18 protein-coding genes and 1 other RNA gene are annotated in these 17774 nt (G+C 40.4%); 12 read left to right on the plus strand and 7 right to left on the minus strand.

From position 1 onward, the window contains the following. The first annotated feature begins 100 nt into the window (after nt 1-100). The 11 genes from pseC to HUW48_RS27295 all read left to right on the plus strand — a co-directional run bounded on the left by pseC (nt 101) and on the right by HUW48_RS27295 (nt 11749). A complete protein-coding gene (pseC, locus tag HUW48_RS13425; protein WP_182416157.1) occupies nt 101-1279 on the plus strand; it encodes a UDP-4-amino-4,6-dideoxy-N-acetyl-beta-L-altrosamine transaminase in 1179 nt (392 codons plus the stop codon). A gap of 16 nt (nt 1280-1295) precedes the next feature. Continuing rightward, nucleotides 1296-2009: a glycosyltransferase family protein gene (locus tag HUW48_RS13430; RefSeq protein ID WP_262891517.1), complete on the plus strand. Its 714-nt coding sequence runs from the start codon at nt 1296-1298 to the stop codon at nt 2007-2009. A 5-nt stretch (nt 2010-2014) separates the two neighbouring features. Further along, nucleotides 2015-2911 (plus strand): class I SAM-dependent methyltransferase, encoded by an 897-nt coding sequence (locus HUW48_RS13435; RefSeq protein ID WP_182416159.1) that lies wholly within the window; start codon nt 2015-2017, stop codon nt 2909-2911. After that, nucleotides 2898-3473: a GNAT family N-acetyltransferase gene (locus HUW48_RS13440; protein ID WP_182416160.1), complete on the plus strand. Its 576-nt coding sequence runs from the start codon at nt 2898-2900 to the stop codon at nt 3471-3473. Before HUW48_RS13435 ends, HUW48_RS13440 begins: the two co-directional genes overlap by 14 nt. Then, a complete protein-coding gene (locus HUW48_RS13445; protein WP_182416161.1) occupies nt 3466-5367 on the plus strand; it encodes an NAD-dependent epimerase/dehydratase family protein in 1902 nt (633 codons plus the stop codon). The genes HUW48_RS13440 and HUW48_RS13445 overlap by 8 nt, the downstream gene beginning before the upstream one ends. A gap of 123 nt (nt 5368-5490) precedes the next feature. Further along, entirely contained in the window at nt 5491-6156 is a 666-nt protein-coding gene (locus HUW48_RS13450) for an HAD family hydrolase (protein WP_182416162.1), read from the plus strand. A 1-nt stretch (nt 6157) separates the two neighbouring features. Then, on the plus strand, nt 6158-7198 hold the full coding sequence (pseI, locus tag HUW48_RS13455; RefSeq protein WP_182416163.1) for a pseudaminic acid synthase: 1041 nt from the start codon (nt 6158-6160) through the stop codon (nt 7196-7198). After that, the gene (locus HUW48_RS13460) at nt 7198-8493 is read left to right on the plus strand and encodes a glycosyltransferase family protein (RefSeq protein ID WP_182416164.1); all 1296 of its coding nucleotides are present in this window, start codon (nt 7198-7200) and stop codon (nt 8491-8493) included. The genes pseI and HUW48_RS13460 overlap by 1 nt, the downstream gene beginning before the upstream one ends. Before the next feature lie 2 nt (nt 8494-8495). Then, nucleotides 8496-9842 carry a polysaccharide deacetylase family protein gene (locus tag HUW48_RS13465; protein WP_182416165.1) on the plus strand — a complete coding sequence of 449 codons (1347 nt, stop codon included), beginning with the start codon at nt 8496-8498 and terminating at the stop codon, nt 9840-9842. Nucleotides 9843-9941: 99 nt separating this feature from the next. Further along, nucleotides 9942-11420, plus strand: a complete 1479-nt coding sequence (locus HUW48_RS13470) for a lipopolysaccharide biosynthesis protein (RefSeq protein WP_182416166.1) — start codon at nt 9942-9944, stop codon at nt 11418-11420. 197 nt (nt 11421-11617) lie between these two features. After that, nucleotides 11618-11749 carry a hypothetical protein gene (locus HUW48_RS27295; protein ID WP_262891518.1) on the plus strand — a complete coding sequence of 44 codons (132 nt, stop codon included), beginning with the start codon at nt 11618-11620 and terminating at the stop codon, nt 11747-11749. 244 nt (nt 11750-11993) lie between these two features. On the opposite strand, the gene HUW48_RS13475 is transcribed toward HUW48_RS27295, so the two are convergent. After that, complete coding sequence (locus tag HUW48_RS13475; RefSeq protein WP_182416167.1) at nt 11994-12167, minus strand: hypothetical protein; 174 nt, start codon at nt 12165-12167, stop codon at nt 11994-11996. A 234-nt stretch (nt 12168-12401) separates the two neighbouring features. Beyond that, nucleotides 12402-13532, minus strand: coding sequence for a DegT/DnrJ/EryC1/StrS family aminotransferase (locus HUW48_RS13480; RefSeq protein WP_182416168.1), 1131 nt, complete (start codon nt 13530-13532; stop codon nt 12402-12404). A gap of 208 nt (nt 13533-13740) precedes the next feature. On the opposite strand from HUW48_RS13480, the gene HUW48_RS13485 reads away from it, so the two are divergent. Continuing rightward, entirely contained in the window at nt 13741-14766 is a 1026-nt protein-coding gene (locus HUW48_RS13485) for a DUF6565 domain-containing protein (RefSeq protein ID WP_182416169.1), read from the plus strand. Nucleotides 14767-14860: 94 nt separating this feature from the next. Here the strand turns inward: HUW48_RS13485 and HUW48_RS13490 are convergent, their stop codons facing one another. From HUW48_RS13490 to ffs, 5 genes are all read right to left on the minus strand, one after another. After that, nucleotides 14861-15775 (minus strand): glycosyltransferase family 2 protein, encoded by a 915-nt coding sequence (locus HUW48_RS13490; protein WP_182416170.1) that lies wholly within the window; start codon nt 15773-15775, stop codon nt 14861-14863. Continuing rightward, nucleotides 15765-16481 carry a cell division ATP-binding protein FtsE gene (locus HUW48_RS13495; protein WP_182416171.1) on the minus strand — a complete coding sequence of 239 codons (717 nt, stop codon included), beginning with the start codon at nt 16479-16481 and terminating at the stop codon, nt 15765-15767. The genes HUW48_RS13490 and HUW48_RS13495 overlap by 11 nt, the downstream gene beginning before the upstream one ends. 2 nt (nt 16482-16483) lie before the next feature. Further along, the gene (locus HUW48_RS13500) at nt 16484-16687 is read right to left on the minus strand and encodes a fructose-6-phosphate aldolase (protein ID WP_182416172.1); all 204 of its coding nucleotides are present in this window, start codon (nt 16685-16687) and stop codon (nt 16484-16486) included. Nucleotides 16688-16800: 113 nt separating this feature from the next. Beyond that, nucleotides 16801-17457 carry a fructose-6-phosphate aldolase gene (gene fsa, locus HUW48_RS13505; RefSeq protein ID WP_182416173.1) on the minus strand — a complete coding sequence of 219 codons (657 nt, stop codon included), beginning with the start codon at nt 17455-17457 and terminating at the stop codon, nt 16801-16803. Between the two features lie 98 nt (nt 17458-17555). Beyond that, nucleotides 17556-17655: signal recognition particle sRNA small type (ffs, locus tag HUW48_RS13510), an RNA gene on the minus strand. Nucleotides 17656-17774: the final 119 nt, after the last annotated feature.

Below are 17774 nucleotides of genomic sequence, written 5' to 3' on the forward strand. Positions count from 1 at the left end.
AAACCTGTGTGTAACTACTCTATTCAAAAATAAAACCAGTCATAATGGTAATTGTAGCGGTCGCTAGTATCTTTACACTCCCAAATAACCCAGGTTTACCATGCAACCCATTCCGTACGGGAAACAACAAATTACCGAAGAAGACATTCAGGCGGTTGTACAAACGCTGCAATCCGACTTTTTAACTCAAGGTCCTAAGATTGAAGAATTTGAAAATAAGTTTGCGCAATATATTGGGTGTGTGTATGCAGTTGCCGTAGCAAATGGCACTGCCGCTTTGCACCTGTGCGCGATGGCTCTGGGCGTGAATGAACAAAGTAACGTTATTACTACCCCTATTACTTTTGTGGCTTCGGCAAATTGCGTGCGGTATTGCGGCGGTACCGTTTGGTTTGCCGATATTGATCCGGCTACGGGTTTAATGGACATTGACAAAGTCAGAGATTTACTAAAAAGTAAACCGAAAGGCTTTTTTACCGGAATTATACCCGTAGATTTTGCCGGTTTACCCGTTCATTTAGAAGCCTTCCGGCAATTAGCCGACGAGTATAATCTGTGGATATTGGAAGATGCTTGTCACGCACCAGGTGGTTATTTTTTAGATAATCAAGGTCAAAAACAATTGTGCGGTAACGGTAAGTACGCCGATTTAGCAATTTTCTCATTTCATCCGGTAAAGCATATTGCTACCGGGGAAGGCGGCATGATTACGACCAATAACAAAGAATTATACGATAAGTTAGTGCTCTTGCGTACGCACGGCATTACTAAAAAACCCGAATTATTGCCCAAGGATAAAGGTGGTTGGTACTACGAAATGCAGGAACTAGGCTACAATTACCGAATTCCGGATATACTAACGGCTTTAGGCATTTCGCAACTAAACCGGGCCGATGCAGGTTTGCAAAAACGCCGGGAAATAGCCGCTCGCTACGACGAAGTTTTTGGTCAGGATGAAAATATTATTATTTTGAATCCGGCGGCTTATTCCGATGATAAATCCGAAACTGGACATGCCTATCATTTATATGTTATTTTAGTAAAAAACCGGCGGGGTTTATACGATTACTTGCGGCAGCATCACATTTATGCCCAGGTGCATTATATTCCGGTGCATACCATGCCCTATTATCAGCAACTAGGATGGCAGCAAGGCGATTTTCCGGCGGCCGAAAATTATTACGAACAATGTTTAAGCCTGCCCATGTATCCTACTTTATCAAAAGAGGAACAGGAATTTGTAATTGAAAAAGTTTTAGCGTTCGTGAACGAGCAATAATTTAAGTTTAAGCGTTTTGAAAAAAGTCGGTATTATTTCTCAGGTAAGAATGACAAGCACCCGGTTACCGGGTAAAGTTTTGTTGCCCGTGAAAAACCAACCTTTATTAAAATACCATACCGATAGGTTAAAAAAAAATAATTTTCCGATTTATCTGGCTACTACCACCAATGCTACCGATGATGTAATTGCCCAATTTGCGGAACAGGAAGGTGTTTATTGTTACCGGGGCAACGAGGACAATGTTCTTTCAAGGTATTACGAAACGGCGCTAGAAAACCAATTAGATGTTATCGTACGGGTTACCTCGGATTGCCCCCTTGTAGACGGCGATTTAATAAAAACAGGAGTAGAAAAATACCTGCAGTGGCAAAACGAAACCATTTACTTGTCTAATTCAATTGTACGCACTTTTCCACGCGGTTTTGACTTTGAAATTTTTTCATTTCAGCAATTAGAAGAAGCATTTTTAAAGGCCGAAACCACTTTTCAAAAAGAACATGTTACACCATACATAAAAGAGCACGCCCAGGCGGAGCATGTAGTTTATTCCGAAGATGCCAGTGACTTACGAATAACCGTAGATACGCCCGAAGATTTTCAATTAATAAAAATATTAATCGAGGATTTTCAGGCCGATACTTTATCTTATCAGGAGATAATAAAATTATTGCGCAGCCATCCGGAACTGGTAAAAATAAACGCCCACATTGAACAGAAAAAAGGATAACAGCTTTGCCTACTATCGAACTAAATAAATATGGATTTCACGAAGTCAAAGAAAAACCTTCGGAAGCAGAACTGGAAATCTATTACTCCCAAAAATATTACCAGGATACTAAAGGCACGTACGAGAAAGCCTACGCCGCGCAGGAGCAACAATACATTTATAACAAAATAGCGCAAAAGCAATTGGTGCTGGAGAAACATTTTAACCTAACCAGCTTGTTGCCGCTCTCTTTGCTGGATGTAGGCTCCGGCGAAGGTTGGGTTTTAAGCTATTATAAACAGCGCAACTGGCAAGTTACAGGTCTGGATTTCAGCCGTTACGGCTGTGAAACTTTTAACCCCGGCTGTCTCGAGAACCTGTTAACAGGTAACATTTACGAAAACATTCAGAAATTAATCGCCCAAAAAGAAAAGTTTACGGTTATCTGGCTGGATAATGTACTAGAACACGTGGTAAACCCGCATCAACTTTTACTAAACTGCCGCGAACTGGTAGCCGATAATGGAGCCTTAGTAGTGGAAGTACCCAACGACTTTTCGCCTTTGCAGCAGTATCTAAAAGAAACAGGAGCTATCGATTCTGATTTTTGGGTGGCTTTACCCGATCATTTATCTTATTTTAATAAAGCGGGATTACTAAATATTGCAGCAGATTCGGGTTGGGATGAAGTTTTTACCATGGCTGATTTTCCGATTGACTTTGCTTTAGTAAATCCGGATACCAACTACGTAAAAGATCGAAGCAAAGGTAAAGAATGCAACCAGGCCCGCATCCAAATTGATAACCTGATGCATACTATTTCAATTGATAAAACCGTAGAATACTACCGCGCCTTAGCCGATTTAGGGATGGGTCGCCAGATTATTTCTTTCTTTAAACCTCATAATCATGCAGGTAACTAAATACCAGGCACTTTCTAAAGAATCTTACTTTTTTCAGGATTATAGTATTGTTACTTTGCGGGAAAGTGACATTTTCTTAATTAAAGAATGGCGTAACAGTCAATTGGCCGTTTTACGCCAAAAAGCTCCTTTAACCAATACCGATCAGGAAAATTATTATCGCCAAGCTGTTTTGCCTATATTTACCCAGTCGCAGCCTAAAATTATTTTATTCAGTTTTTTAAAAAACAATACGTGCATTGGCTACGGTGGCCTAACGAATATTGATTGGGAATCACGGCGGTTCGAAATGTCTTTTCTGGTAGACCCGGTCATTTACCAGAATCAGGAACAATACCAGGTGAGTTTTTCGGCTTTTATCACGCTAATGAAACAGGTAGCGTTTGAGGACTTAAATTTTAACCGGATATTTACCGAAACGTACGACATTCGACCTTACCATATTGCCATTTTAGAACAAAATGGTTTTCAGTTTGAGGGTCGGATGCGGCAACACGTAGTTATTGACCAGCAATTGGTGGATTCCCTGTTGCACGGTTTTTTAAAAGAATATCATGTATAAAGGAAAAAAGGTATTTATCAGCGGTGGCAACGGCGTTATTGGCAATGAGTTAGTCCAGAAATTACACGAAGCCGGCGCCATTTTACTAATTGGCGATTTAAAAGATCGTCCTACTCATTGGCCATCTGACATTCAATACCGCAAAGGCGATTTAAACTATATAACCGCCGCTGAGTTGCAGACTTTTGCCCCGGAGTATTTCTTTCATTTAGCGGCCACGTTCGAGCGCTCCAAAGAAACGTATGGTTTTTGGGAAGAAAATTACCAGCACAACGTAAACCTGAGCCACCATTTAATGACGGAAATAAAAGATCTTCCGTCTATAAAAAAAGTAATTTTTGCGTCGAGTTACCTGATTTACGATCCAATTTTATACAACTTTCAGGAGCCTGCTGCTGCGCCTTATTCTTTAAAAGAAACAGACCCAATCCTGCCTCGCAATTTAACCGGTTCGGCCAAGTTAAACCACGAAATTGAATTACGCTTTTTAGAGGATTTCCGAGGAGAGCAATTTCAAACCATTTGCGTGCGGATTTACCGCAGCTACGGAAAAAACTCCCGCGATATAATATCGCGTTGGGTGCGGGCTTTGTTAAATCAGGAAAGTTTAACGGTTTTTAAAAAAGAAGGCATTTTCGATTATATCTACGCCGGTGATGTGGCCGAAGGTTTAATGCGCTTGGGACCTACCGCTTTTAAAGGCATTATAAATTTGGGTAGTGGTAAAGCTAGAAAAGTTGCAGAAATGATTGATGTGCTAAAACAGCACTTCCCGGCTTTAACTTACCAGGAAGAAAATTCCGACATATTATACGAAGCATCGCAGGCGGATATGACTTTGTTCCAAAAAGTAACAGGCTGGCTGCCTGCGAGAAAACTGGAAGATACCATACCGGAGATAATTTCCTACGAACAAGACGCCCTAACAAAACAACTAGCAACCTCCTCTACTGGCAATGTTTTGGTAACCAGTATTGCCCGCAAAGTACCCATGTTAGAGGCAATAAAATCAGCGGTTAAGAAGTTTGATCCTGATATATTGTTGTATGGGGCCGATGTTAGTTCTGAAATAATTGGAAAACACTTTGTAGATCGTTTCTGGCAAATGCCCCGTATAACGGATCTTTCAGTAGAAGAATTGCTCCACTATTGCCAGCAAGAAAATATTACCTTAATTATTCCTTCCCGCGACGGAGAACTGGTATTTTGGGCTGCCCATAAAGACTCGCTCGCCGCTAATGGAATTTCCGTTATGCTGAGCTCTTTATCGGCCGTGCAGGTTTGTTTAGATAAGTTACAATTTTATCAAACCTTAAACGCTAAAAATTTACCATTAATTCCTACTGTTGAAGCTATAGAAGATTTAGAGGACACTGAACGGTACGTAGTAAAAGAAAGGTATGGCGCCGGGGCTTTAAACATGGGCCTTAACTTAAGTAAGCAAGATGCTAGTACGCACGCCCAGAAATTACAACATCCCATATTTCAGCCTTTTATTGCAGGCCAGGAATACAGCCTGGATATGTACGTAACTCAACAAGGCAAAGTAAAAGGTATAATTGCCCGCACCCGGGACTTAGTAATCAACGGCGAATCGCAGATTACCCAAACCGTTTCGTTTCCGGCTCTGGAAAAATTAGGCCAGGAACTAGCCACGGCCATATCGTTAAGCGGCCACGTGGTGGTACAAGTATTGGTTTCTCCTGATGGGCAATTTCATGTAATAGAATGTAACAGTCGTTTTGGTGGCGCCTCTACTTTAAGCGTACAATGCGGATTAGATTCCTTTTATTGGGCTTTACTGGAAGCTCAGGGCGAAGATTTAGACGTTTACCCGTTTGCCCGCACGTCAGAAAAAAAACAAATCCGGTTTGCCCAAGACTTGGTTGTATAATAGTTGTTGGTTATTCGTGGTTCGACTTTAAAAGCTACGCTAATCCTGAATCCTTATAAGGCATTTATTTTCAACCATTTATTACCTTAACAACGAACAACTAATTACGAGTAACATCTCAATATGGTATTAGTATTTGACCTGGACGATACCCTTTACGAAGAAATTACTTTTGTTAAAAGCGGATTTAAAGCGGTCGCCAATTACTTAGCGCCTTTAATTAATTGCCCCGAAGAAGAATTATTTACTAAATTACTAAATCGACTCGAAGCAGGTGGCCGGGGTTCTATTTTTAATGATGTTCTGACAAAGTACGGCAAGAACTCCCAAAAACTGGTAACAAAATGTCTGAGTATTTACCGGCTCCATGCCCCTGAAATTCAATTGTACCCCGATGCTATTCGATGTTTAGAGCGTTTCCGCCATTATCCTTTGTACGTAGTAACAGATGGTAATAAGTTAGTGCAACAGAATAAAGTAAAAGCTTTACACGTTTCCGATAAAGTAAAAAAGGTTTTTATTACGCATCGCTTTGGTATTAAAAATGCGAAACCTTCGGTGTATTGTTTTGAATTAATTGGTAAGTTAGAGAAAACCGAACCTGCCAACATAGTGTACATTGGTGATAACCCCAGCAAAGATTTTGTCGGATTAAAACCCCTCGGATTTAAAACTATCCGGATAATGCGGGGTAATTACCGTCATTTACAGCCGGGCGAAGCTTACGAAGCCGACCGAAACATCTTAAGCTTAGACGAAATAACCGAAGAATTTTTAAAGAATTTATAAAATGTTAGAAGTAACCATTGGCAATCGTAAAATTGGTCCGGCGCACCGGCCGTTTATTATTGCCGAAATGTCAGGAAATCACAATCAGTCGCTCGACCGCGCCTTAGCCATTGTAGATGCCGCCGCCGATGCGGGAGCAGATGCCATAAAATTGCAAACCTACACCCCCGATACCATGACGATTGAGGGCGTACACACCATCGAAGATCCGAATTCGCTTTGGAAAAACCGGGAATTATATGATTTATACCGCGAGGCGTATACTCCCTGGGAGTGGCACCAAGCCTTATTTAACCGAGCCCGGGAAAGAGGTATTCTGGCATTCAGTTCACCTTTCGATGAAACGGCCGTTGATTTTCTGGAAAGCTTACAGGTACCCGCTTATAAAATTGCCTCTTTCGAAAATACGGACTTGCCTTTACTTAAAAAAGTAGCCGCTACCGGCAAACCCGTTATTATTTCCACGGGCGTAGCCACAGTGGCTGAAATCGACGAAGCCGTACGTACTTTACAGGCTAACGGCTGTACCGATATTATTTTACTAAAATGTACCAGCACATACCCCTCTTCGCCGGAAAATACCAATCTGCGTACCATTCCCCATTTAGCGCAATTATTTAATTTGCCGGTCGGTTTATCCGACCACACCATGGGCGTGGGAGCTTCGGTAGCTGCAGTTGCTTTAGGAGCTTGTGTTATTGAAAAGCATTTTACCTTGCGCCGCGCGGATGGTGGCGTAGATTCAGCGTTTTCTTTGGAACCGCAGGAACTGCAATCGTTAGTGGTGGAATCTGAACGGGCATTTCTGGCTTTGGGAACTATCCAATACGGAGTTCAGAAAGCCGAAAAAAATAGCCGTTTGTACAAACGTTCCATTTACGTGGCCAAAGATGTACAAGCCGGAGAACCATTCACGAAAGAAAATATTCGTATTATTCGTCCGAATGAAGGTTTGGAGCCGAAGTATTTAGAGCAGGTATTAAATAAAACGGCTAAGACCTTTATTAAGGCGGGTACCCCTTTAACCTGGGAGTTGCTCTAATGCGGTACAGCAAGCTGGTTCATATTTACGCCGATATTTTACAACTGCGTTTTACGGACACGTTTGCTGCCATTCCTGCCCATGCTATTAATGCTATAAGTCCGGTAAATGTATTTGCCCGGTTAGGGCGGGTATTATTGTATACCGGCGGCCGCTTATTCCTAGATTTATTTCTGCCTTTCCGGAATAAAGAAAATATTTCCGGCAAAGTATGGTTGTATGTAGTAAGTAAAAATAATTATGAATCGCTGCAATTTATAAAAGTTGCCCTGCCAGAAGCTGTTTTTGTAGCCGGCCAAAACAAACAAATCGGAATTTATAACAAACAAGTAACCCGCTTACCCACCCGTTTTAAAATTTTTTACTATTATAAATTTATTCCTCTGTTGTTGGGTTTGTACCAATTGAAAGGCAAGCGGGCGCTGCGCTTCTTCGATTTAATTTATACGGCCGTGGGCTATTATGAATTATCATTAAAATACCTGCAAAAATACCGTCCTATAGCTATCATTTTCGCTAACGATCATAATACTGATCCCCGGGCATTGTTAATTGCTGCCAAAGAAGTAGGTATTCCAACTATTTACCTGCAACACGCCAGCGTGAGCACTAATTTTCCGCCCTTATCTTTCGACTTGAGTTTACTCGAAGGTCAGGATAGTTTAGATAAGTACCGGGCTTGCGGACCAGTATTAGGTGAGGTGAAATTAATAGGTATGCCCAAGGCTGATAAATATTTAGCCAACAAAAATTCCAGTACTACTATCGAAAGTATAGGCGTTTGTGCCAATATTATTGATGAAACCGACCGGATTAAAGAACTACTAACCCGTTTGGTACAGGAATTTCCGGATAAAAAAATCAGCTTTCGCCCGCATCCCAGCGATCGTCGTAATTTTAATTTTATCAACCAGATTAGTCCTGGAATTCAGTTCTCAAATGCTAAAGTAGAACCAGCTTTTGATTTTTTGCAAAAGCAAGATGTTATTATTGCCGCCGATTCTTCCATTCACCTGGAAGCAGTTATGCTGAATATTTTAAGTATTTATTACCGTCTGGAAAAAAGTAATTTTGTAGATGATTATTACGGATATGTGCGCCACCAATTAGTAGAAAAAGCAGCAGATTTAAATGATTTGACCTTTCTAATTAGCAGCTATGAACTAAACCGACCTCAGGTGTCCGGACGGGCAAAATATTATAATGCCGTGATGGGCACCGAATTAGAAGGTCGCAGCCATGAGTTAGCTTTGCGCTATATAAAAGAATATTTATTAAAATCGGGCAAAGCTTAACCATGGAAGCAATCTTTAAATACGTACTGGCTCAATTTTACAATATTTATTCTCCTCAACAGTCTTTCGAAATTCATTATGGCCTAAATAACCAGAGTCGTATTCAGATTACTCAAACAAAATTTACTTTTTTTGAACAAACAGCTCCTTTCCCTGAAACACCACCAACTTTTTATACCTGGAAAAATCAGAAAATTCCGTTTTGGTTTGGAGCTCCGGAAGTAAAAGAAATAATAACCTACGTGGGTGATCAAGCCGTTATTAAAGCGGATATTATTGCGAATGCATTTTATTTTTTGAGTGGTTGGCAGGAATATTATTCTACTCAGCGCGATAATTTTGGCCGATTCCCTTATGCCGAAAGCCTACAAAGTAAATATGACTTCATTACCATTCCGGTAGTGAATTACTATTTTGATATTCTGAAAACGGCCATCGAACAAGTATATGGTTTAAAATTAATATCTATTTTAGCCCATGAAGCGCCTTTTACTACCTGCTTAACCCACGATATTGATAATTGCCAAACTGCCTGGCGGGTAGAAGGAATACAAGCCTTAAAACAAGGTAAGTGGTCCCGGTTTAGTAAACTGTTAAAACAAAAAATTTCGGGCCAGGATAATTGGTGTAATGTGCCGGAGGTAATACAGGAAGTACAAAAGTACAACGTAACATCTACCTTTTTCTTTTTAGCTAATAACCGAAAATATAAAGGTATAGCCAACGCCGATTATGATATTTCTCAATCCCGTTACCATGCCTGGTTGCCTTTACTCAAGCAGAAAAAGTTTGAAGTAGGGATACACGGCAGCCATATTACTTCATTTACTAAAAATAAACTTCAAACAGAAGTAAAAAAATTAAAGTTACCGGTACACGGTAATCGGTTCCATTACTTACGCTTTGAACCCCAAATAACGCCCCAACTACTCGAAGAAGCAGGAATGAACTACGATACTACGTTGGGGTTTTCAGAACATTTTGGTTTTCGGCACGGTACCTGTTTTCCTTTTCAATTATTCAATTTTAAAAAGCGGGAAGCCTTTCGGTTTTTTGAAGTACCCTTACACTTAATGGATGCTACTTTACATCACCCAAAATACCTGCAACTATCCGCTTCTGAAATACTTCCGGCTATTACACCTATGCTGCAAGAAATAAAAAAATTTGGCGGCTGCTTTACCTGGCTCTGGCACAACGAAAACTTTTCAATTCATAATCTTACGAACGGCCCCTTGGCTTTCCACCAGATCATGGAGTATTTACAGGAACAAGGTTCAGGTTTTAAAACCATTAGTGCGGTCGTAAATTTGTTAGAGCATCCATCTGGTCAGGTATTTTCCAAGTAAAAAGCAATGAACACTTATTCTCCTTTTAAGTAATAAGTTTGCCAAATAAATAAAGTAGTAAACAAGATTTAATCATTCTTCTTTTTAGCACAACACAGCATGGGTATTATCAAACGGCAGGGTATTCAAAATAGTATTATTTCGTACACTGGCGTGCTTATCGGTTACATAAATGTGATGGTGCTGTTTCCGCGCATCTTAAGTGTAGAACAAGTAGGTTTAACCCGCGTTTTACCTAATATAGCATTGGTTTTGGCTCAACTTTCGGCGCTTGGTTTTGGAAGTGCTGGTATTAAATTTTTTCCTTTTTTCCGTGATAAGGCGAACCGGCACTATAATTTTTTAATGTATCTGTTAGGCGTACCATTACTGGGCTTCACCATTATAATTATTCTGTATTATGCATTTCAGCCCCAGATTTTAGCTTATTACGCCAAAGAAGCACCGCTCCTTCGGCAATACTCCTATTACATTGGTCCGCTTAGCCTTTTTACATTACTTTTTACTTTATTTAACAGCTACTTAACTTCTCTTTATAAAACCGTTATCCCTTCTTTTACCAAAGATTTTTTGTTGAGGATTGGAATAAGTGCCTGCGTATTGTTGTATGCCACTCACCTGATTAACTTTGAAACATTCTTATTTTTATTTATTGGGGTAAACGCCGGTATAGCGGTTGTATTATTTATTTACCTGGTTTGGCTGAAACAATTTCATCTTTCCCCTAACCTGAAGCCCTGGCAAAACCGACCCATTAAACCAATGCTGCAGTATGGTTTATACGCCTTTTTAGGTAATATTTCAAGCACCATTATTACCGTTATCGATTCTATTATGATAACCCATTATAATGGTTTGGGCGATGCCGGTATTTATACCACTGCTACCAATGTGGCCAGTGTAATTTTAATAGCCGGAAGTTCCATTTACAAAATTGCTTTACCTCAAATTGCAGATTTCTGGAAAAATCAAAATTTAACTGCCATGCAGGCGCTGTATAAGCAAGTAACCCGCATTAATCTTGTAATAGGTTGTTTGCTGTTTATCGGTATCTGGGCCAATATTGATAATCTGTTGGCCTTGCTGCCAAAAGCTTACAGTTCCGGGAAATACGTTATTTTATTTGTGTGCGCTGCCCGCCTTTTTGATTTAGCTTCCGGCGTGAACGGTTATATATTGTTAACCTCGCCGCGTTACCGTTACGATTTGATTTTTAACATTTCCCTCGCTTTGTTAACCATTATTGCCAATCCTTATTTTATCCGGAATTACGGTATTAACGGGGCTGGTTTTGTTTTCCTGATTGTATACGGCGTTATAAATACTATTCGTTTGGCTTGCGTGTATTACTTCTATAAAATGCAGCCTTTTGATAAAACTTCTTTGCAAATTATAATGCTAGCCATATTAGCGTACGTGGTGGGGTGGCAATTACCGTTTGTATCTTCTACTTTCATTGATATTCTAATTCGCTCTGGTTTAATAACCTTGATTTACATAATTGGGGTTTTAAACCTGAACCTGGCTCCAGAAATGACGGATAAGCTAGTGGCGCGCTTCAGGCAATACTTCAAATAAAGGAAGACTTTTCATTTAAGTGATAATTTTATAAAGACATATATATTTGCAATATCATCTATAGCGACTAATCTTATACCACCAAATTGTATCAAAAAGCTATTATAGATTTTGCTTGCTAGTAAGTGTTTTCTTTGGAGCCTTTTCAAGCCTCCAGGCTCAAGTGCTAACTTTTTCGACAGGGCTAAGTTTGCCTCATGGCCGGCGGCCCCCGTTTGGCTCTCTCGGGCGGTTTAGCGAACCTTGGCTCACTCCGTTGCGCCATGCTGCTGCGCAGCACCGGAACGCTAAAAGGCCCTCAACAGCCAAACTGGTATTGTTTCGAGTAGCTACCGTTAATCTTACTTTTACCGAAAATAACAAAGGTTAATTAACCTGTCTTCTTTTACTATCTTTGTTACCCTTTCTAGCACAAGTCTTAACGGAGCGGGACTGGTGACACTTACTATGGCGCGGAAGTTACTTCTGTGCCTTTCTCCTGCTAGCTACTTTCTAGGTTCTTTTCTAGCACACCCTGCTAGCGCAAGTCTTAGTGGAGTGGGACTGGTGCCTTACAGACAAGAGTCAGTCTCCCTACTGGCGAAACTCAAGCCCTTTTACGTCAGTTGGGAGACTGACTCTTGTTCTTATGCCCAAGTGTTCAGCGAAGTAGCACTTGCGCGAGGAGGCGTATTTACTAAATCTTTTACCTTTGATAGTTAAAGCCAGGTAGCTAAGAGCAATAGCTAAACTAGGCCCACCGGCCATGAGGCAAACTGGTTACTTGTCAAATAAGATGGAACCATGACATGGAGCCTGTTCCAGCCTCTAAAAAACAACATCAAAGTCTGCTATAGCAACTACTTCTTACTATTGGTTAATACTTTAGTAGTTGCCCTTGGTTCTAATTTTCAAAGCAAAGTAAAATCTAAAACTCTTATCCGGTTCTTGCCATAAATAATCTGCTAAATCCGTTTAACCTGTGGAAATCCGCGATTCAACTTATTTATGCTCATATTCTTTAATGCAGCTAATTATATAATCTACTTGTTCTAAGGTGAGGGCAGGATGCAAGGGCAACGCCATTACTTTCTGGCAAAGACTTTCTGCTACCGGAAAATCCCCGTAAAAATTACCTAAATAGTAGTAGGCAGGCTGCAAATGCAAAGGCGTAGCATAGTATACTGCCGTGGGTATTTGTTTTTGGAGTAAATAAGTTCTTAAATTATCCCGCTGCTCCGCAGGAACTTGCACTACGTAATGATTAAATACATGCGTGCTGTAAGCGGCACGACCCGGAACCTGAATCAAACGGCTATCCTGAAAATGCTGATCGTATTCTTGAGCCAATAATTGTCGTTGTTCTATATAGGTGTCTAGGTATTTTAATTTCACTAAAAGAAAAGCTGCCTGTATAGTATCGAGTCGCGAGTTTATTCCAACCCGTTCGTAGGTGTATTTTCGACTTTGACCATGACTGGCAATTTGGCGAATAGCGGTGGCTAGCTCTTCCTCTCTCGTAAAAAGAGCGCCTCCATCTCCCAGAGCACCTAACATTTTCGTCGGGAAAAAAGAAGTTGTACCAATATGGGCTACCGTGCCCGCAAAATACCGGGTACTATCTGCCGCAATATACTCCGCACCCAAACTTTGGGCATTATCTTCTACTATAAATAAATCATGTTTTTGCGCTAATAAGGTAAGTGTTTTAAGGTCTGCACATTGACCAAACAAATGCACCACTATTATAGCCCGGGTTTTGTAAGATATTTTGGCGGCTACCGATGCTGGATCAAGAGTAAAGGTGTCGGGAAGTACATCGGCAAATACCGGAACTAACCCCAGCAAGGCTACTGCTTCTGCCGCCGAAACATAATTAAAAACAGGTACAATAACTTCGCTGCCGGGCGGTATATCTAAAGCCATTAAAGCAATTTGTAAGGCATCTGTTCCATTGCCACAAGGTATTACTTCGGAACCTTGTAAATATTTACTTAATTCCTGGGCAAAATCTCTTACCGGGGTTCCTTTAATAAAATTACCTTCGGTTAGTACCTGAGCAAACGCATTTTCCAGGTCTGGCTTTAATAAAGTACAACTATCCGAAACATCGGAAAAGCGGATGGGATGCATAAGCAGGAAACAAAAAATTAGTAAAATTTTTAAGTAAAAAATCAGCGGATCTTAAATAAATATAAAAGTAACATTTCCCAGATAGCAACCCTGCAGTACTACTGTCTGCCATTCCGGAATTGAAACAATCTTATGTTAGATGCGTTTTATAATAATGTTAGACTTAATATTTAGAAAAGCCTAACTTTGCCAAAACCTGAACAAAACTATGAAAAATTTAATTAAAACTCCGATAATGAGCTTTGCACTCGCCTTCAGTTTAGCAGGTATGCAAATAGGCTGTTCATCGGATTCTAAAAGCTCAACTTCTCAAACTACTGATAATTCTACCGCTGCTAACGATGGCGAAACTGCTTATACGGATTACAAGAATTACGTGAGCACTCTCGATTCCAGCGCTATTGCTACTATGGATACTGCCAGCAGCAGTTGGAAAGATCAGCGGACTATGTACGATGAGAAAGTTGCCCGATTAGATCAGTACCAAAACAATTACGATGAAAATCGGCGTCAGGAAATTGATCACTTAAAGACTCGTTATAGTTCGTATTGGAACTCCCTCGGCACTAACCTGAGCGGTGGTATGGCACCCGACAAAGTTGCTACTACTGGCACCAGTGATCTCATGAGTAATTTTAATACGGCAAATATTAATACACAAACTTCATCCACCATCCGCGAGGCTTACGACAATTTTGTAGAAAAAGTAAGAGCGAACAAAAATGATTTTACTAGAGATCAATGGCACAAAGTAGAAGCTTATTATCAAGCTTTAGATGACCGTAAAGACGCCATAGAAGATCAGATATCTAGTAAAGATAAAATTGAAATTACTAAAGCTAAAGCCAAGTACGAAACGGTAAAAACCGGTGAGAAACTTGACCCTGTAGTAAGCCAGGTTGCCGCCGATGTGAAACAAACCGGTGAAAAGGTTGAAGACAAAGTGCAGAAAGGAGCTCAACAAGTAGGTCAAAAAGCAAAAGAAACCAGTAAAGATGCCAAAGAAAAAGGTAGCAACGTAGCCGATAAAGTAGGTACTGCTGCTAAAAATACCGCTGAGGATGTTACCGAAACAGGTGCTAAGGTAGGTAATAAAGTAGGCCACGCGGCTAAAGAAGCCGGTAAAGACGTGAAAGAAGGAGTGGTTAAAGGTGCCAAAGCGGTAGGTAAAACGGCTGATAAGGCCGGCGAAAAAGTAAAAGATGCTTTTGATGGCAAAAAAGAAAACGAATAATCCTGATTTAACTCCCTATTAAACTATGAAAACAGCAGAAGCCCGATTACTAGCCGGGCTTCTGCTGTTTTATGTTTATTCAATTTCTTTACTATTAAATGGGATGATCCTTTTTAGGCAAATAATCTATTTGAATAAATAAACCCAGTTTGTATAAATCGAAACAAAACAAACTTGGACGGGAACTACGCAAGTTAAATAACAAAATTGACTTTAGAATCCGGTAAAAAGTAAAATAAACCTTCTTTACTTTATAATGCGATAATCGCAAATACCATTTGATTAATGAAGAATCCTTCCCTATTCCTTCGGAATAATATAGTCGGTGAAGATTATGAATGGCGGATCGAGTTTTGATTAAAAATATTTCACAAGGTTCTAGTCCTATATGTCCGACCGGATTAGCAATGTGCACCACCGGCACCTTGGCTTTTTCCAAACGTTTACCCCATTGCGAATCTTCGTGCCCGTATTCAATTATTTTTTCATTAAAAGGGTAATTTAGAAAGATAGCACGAGGGACTAAAGCATTGTTCACCTGTACGCTTCGGTACGGATGCTGATTTCGGAAATCAGCTGGAATTTGTTCCCGGCTCCGGCCAAATTTCCAGTGTAAGCGGTAAGGATGGGAAGGCAGTTCATTCGGATAGAGGGTACCTCCTATTAAAATTTTATCCGGATGACCTGCCTGTAAGTACTGTCTGATAAAATCCTGACTAATAATTTCCGAATCGTTGTCCAGAAAGAGTAAGTGGGAGAATTGAGCGTGTTGGGCTAGTTTGTTGCGAATGGCCGCCCGGCTTATATTAGTGGGTAGTTCTTCGTAAATAACATTCTCCAAACTTTTTAAAAATCTGTTCTTCTCCTGAAAATGCGATTCGGAAGCATCGTCCAAACATATTATTTCGAAACAAATGGCCTCTTCATAACACTGGGCAAGCAGTACATTTACTAATTGATCAACAGCAAAATTGTATATGGGAATTAAAATAGATAACTCAGATACCATCCGTTAAGGAAAAGCTTTGCTTCGCCGAGTCTAGTACTTTGCCATTTTCGCATTTTAAAATCCGGTGTGGGTACGTATTTATAATTTGATGATTATGCGTGGCCATTAATATAGCAGTACCATGGTTATTTATCTGATTAAATAACTGCATAATACCATCCGCTACTTCCGGATCTAAATTACCCGTAGGTTCATCGGCAAATAAAATTACGGGTTCGTTGAGCAGCGCGCGGGCAATTACAATGCGCTGTTGTTCCCCGCCCGAAAGCTGATGCGGCATTTTATTAGAAGCAGCGTCTAAACCTACGCGCATGAGCACCTCCGAAATTCGTTGCTTAATTTTAGAAGAATCTTTCCAACCGGTTGCTTTCAGTACAAAGCGTAAATTATCTGCTACGGTCCGGTCAAAAAGTAATTGAAAATCCTGAAACACAATCCCGATTTTTCGGCGCAGAAAAGGTACTTGGGTGCGGGGTAGTTTAAAAATAGAAAATCCGGCTACACCGGCCATACCATTGCGCAGCGGCAAATCGGCATACAAAGTTTTAAGTAAGGAAGATTTACCACTACCCGTGCGGCCTACTAAATATACAAATTCTCCTTTATCTATATCGAAGGTTACCCCTTGCAATACCGTTTGTACATTCTGGTGAATAGAAACATCTTTTAACGACACCACCGGCGCCGAAGAAGAAAAATTACGCATAATTAAATTTCCAGTTTCTGGAGCTTCCCGAATTCCAGTTCTTTTATTACAGTAGCTAGCTGTTCTTCTTTATTGGCCAGTCCGTACCGCTCCATATTCTTCAACGGACGATCGGCACGGAAGTAAGCAATCAGCACAAAATTTTCATCCCGCAACTGAATATAATCCGGAATTTTAGCCTTGCCTTTTACCTTGATAATGTACATGACATTAATTAAAAATTAAAAATTATGAATTAGAAATTATTATGGAATAAATAACCCTAAAATTTACTATTTAGAAAAATTCATAATTTCTAATTTCTAATTCATAATTTATTCTAGCTGTTTACTTTCTTATGGTCGGCAAGGAATTTGGCCAGACCGCTTTCAGTAAGCGGATGATTCAATAAAGATGTTATTACGTTTAAAGGGCAGGTTACCACATCGGCTCCAACTTCAGCGCATTGCAGTAAATGCATGGTATGGCGTACAGAGGCAGCTAAAACTTCGGTGGGATAACCGTAATTACTGTAAATCTGTACAATTTGCTCGATTAATTGCATACCGTCTTGCCCGATATCATCCAGGCGGCCAATAAATGGCGACACGTAGGTAGCTCCGGCTTTAGCCGCTAATAAGGCCTGACCGGCGTTGAATACCAGGGTGCAATTCGTTTTAATACCTTTATCGGAGAAATATTTAATGGCCTTTACTCCATCACGAATCATAGGCACTTTTACTACAATGTTCGGGTGCAGTTCAGCCAGGATTTCCCCTTCGCGGATAATTCCATCGTAATCCACGGCAATTACTTCGGCACTAATGTCCCCATCCACAATATCGCAGATAGCTTTGTAATGCGCCATTACATTGTCGTGTCCTTTAATGCCTTCTTTCGCCATTAAAGATGGATTAGTTGTTACTCCATCGAGCACGCCTAAATCATAGGCTTCCCGGATTTCGTTTAAGTTCGCAGTATCAATAAAAAATTTCATAAAGAATGGTTTTTTCCGCAACAAAGCTACGCGAAAATTAAAACAAACTAGCAGGGAAAAAGAAAGAATTTAGCAAAAACGCCAAAAAGAGGAAGGAAAAAAGTGGCAAACCGAACATCGCACCGCTCAACCACCTACCCTTGCTTCCTTCCAGACCTGGGGGAGTTCAGCAGGAGCTGGTCGTGCCGATTTGCCGCTGCAAAGATAGACAATCATTTTTTAACGTACAATACCGAATCGTAGATTTTAATGGATTACACGAATTTGGCGCATTATTTCTCCACTTTGAATTAAAATATCCTGGATAAATCCTGACT

The sequence above is a fragment of the Adhaeribacter radiodurans genome, from assembly GCF_014075995.1.
Taxonomy (GTDB): Bacteria; Bacteroidota; Bacteroidia; order Cytophagales; family Hymenobacteraceae; genus Adhaeribacter; species Adhaeribacter radiodurans.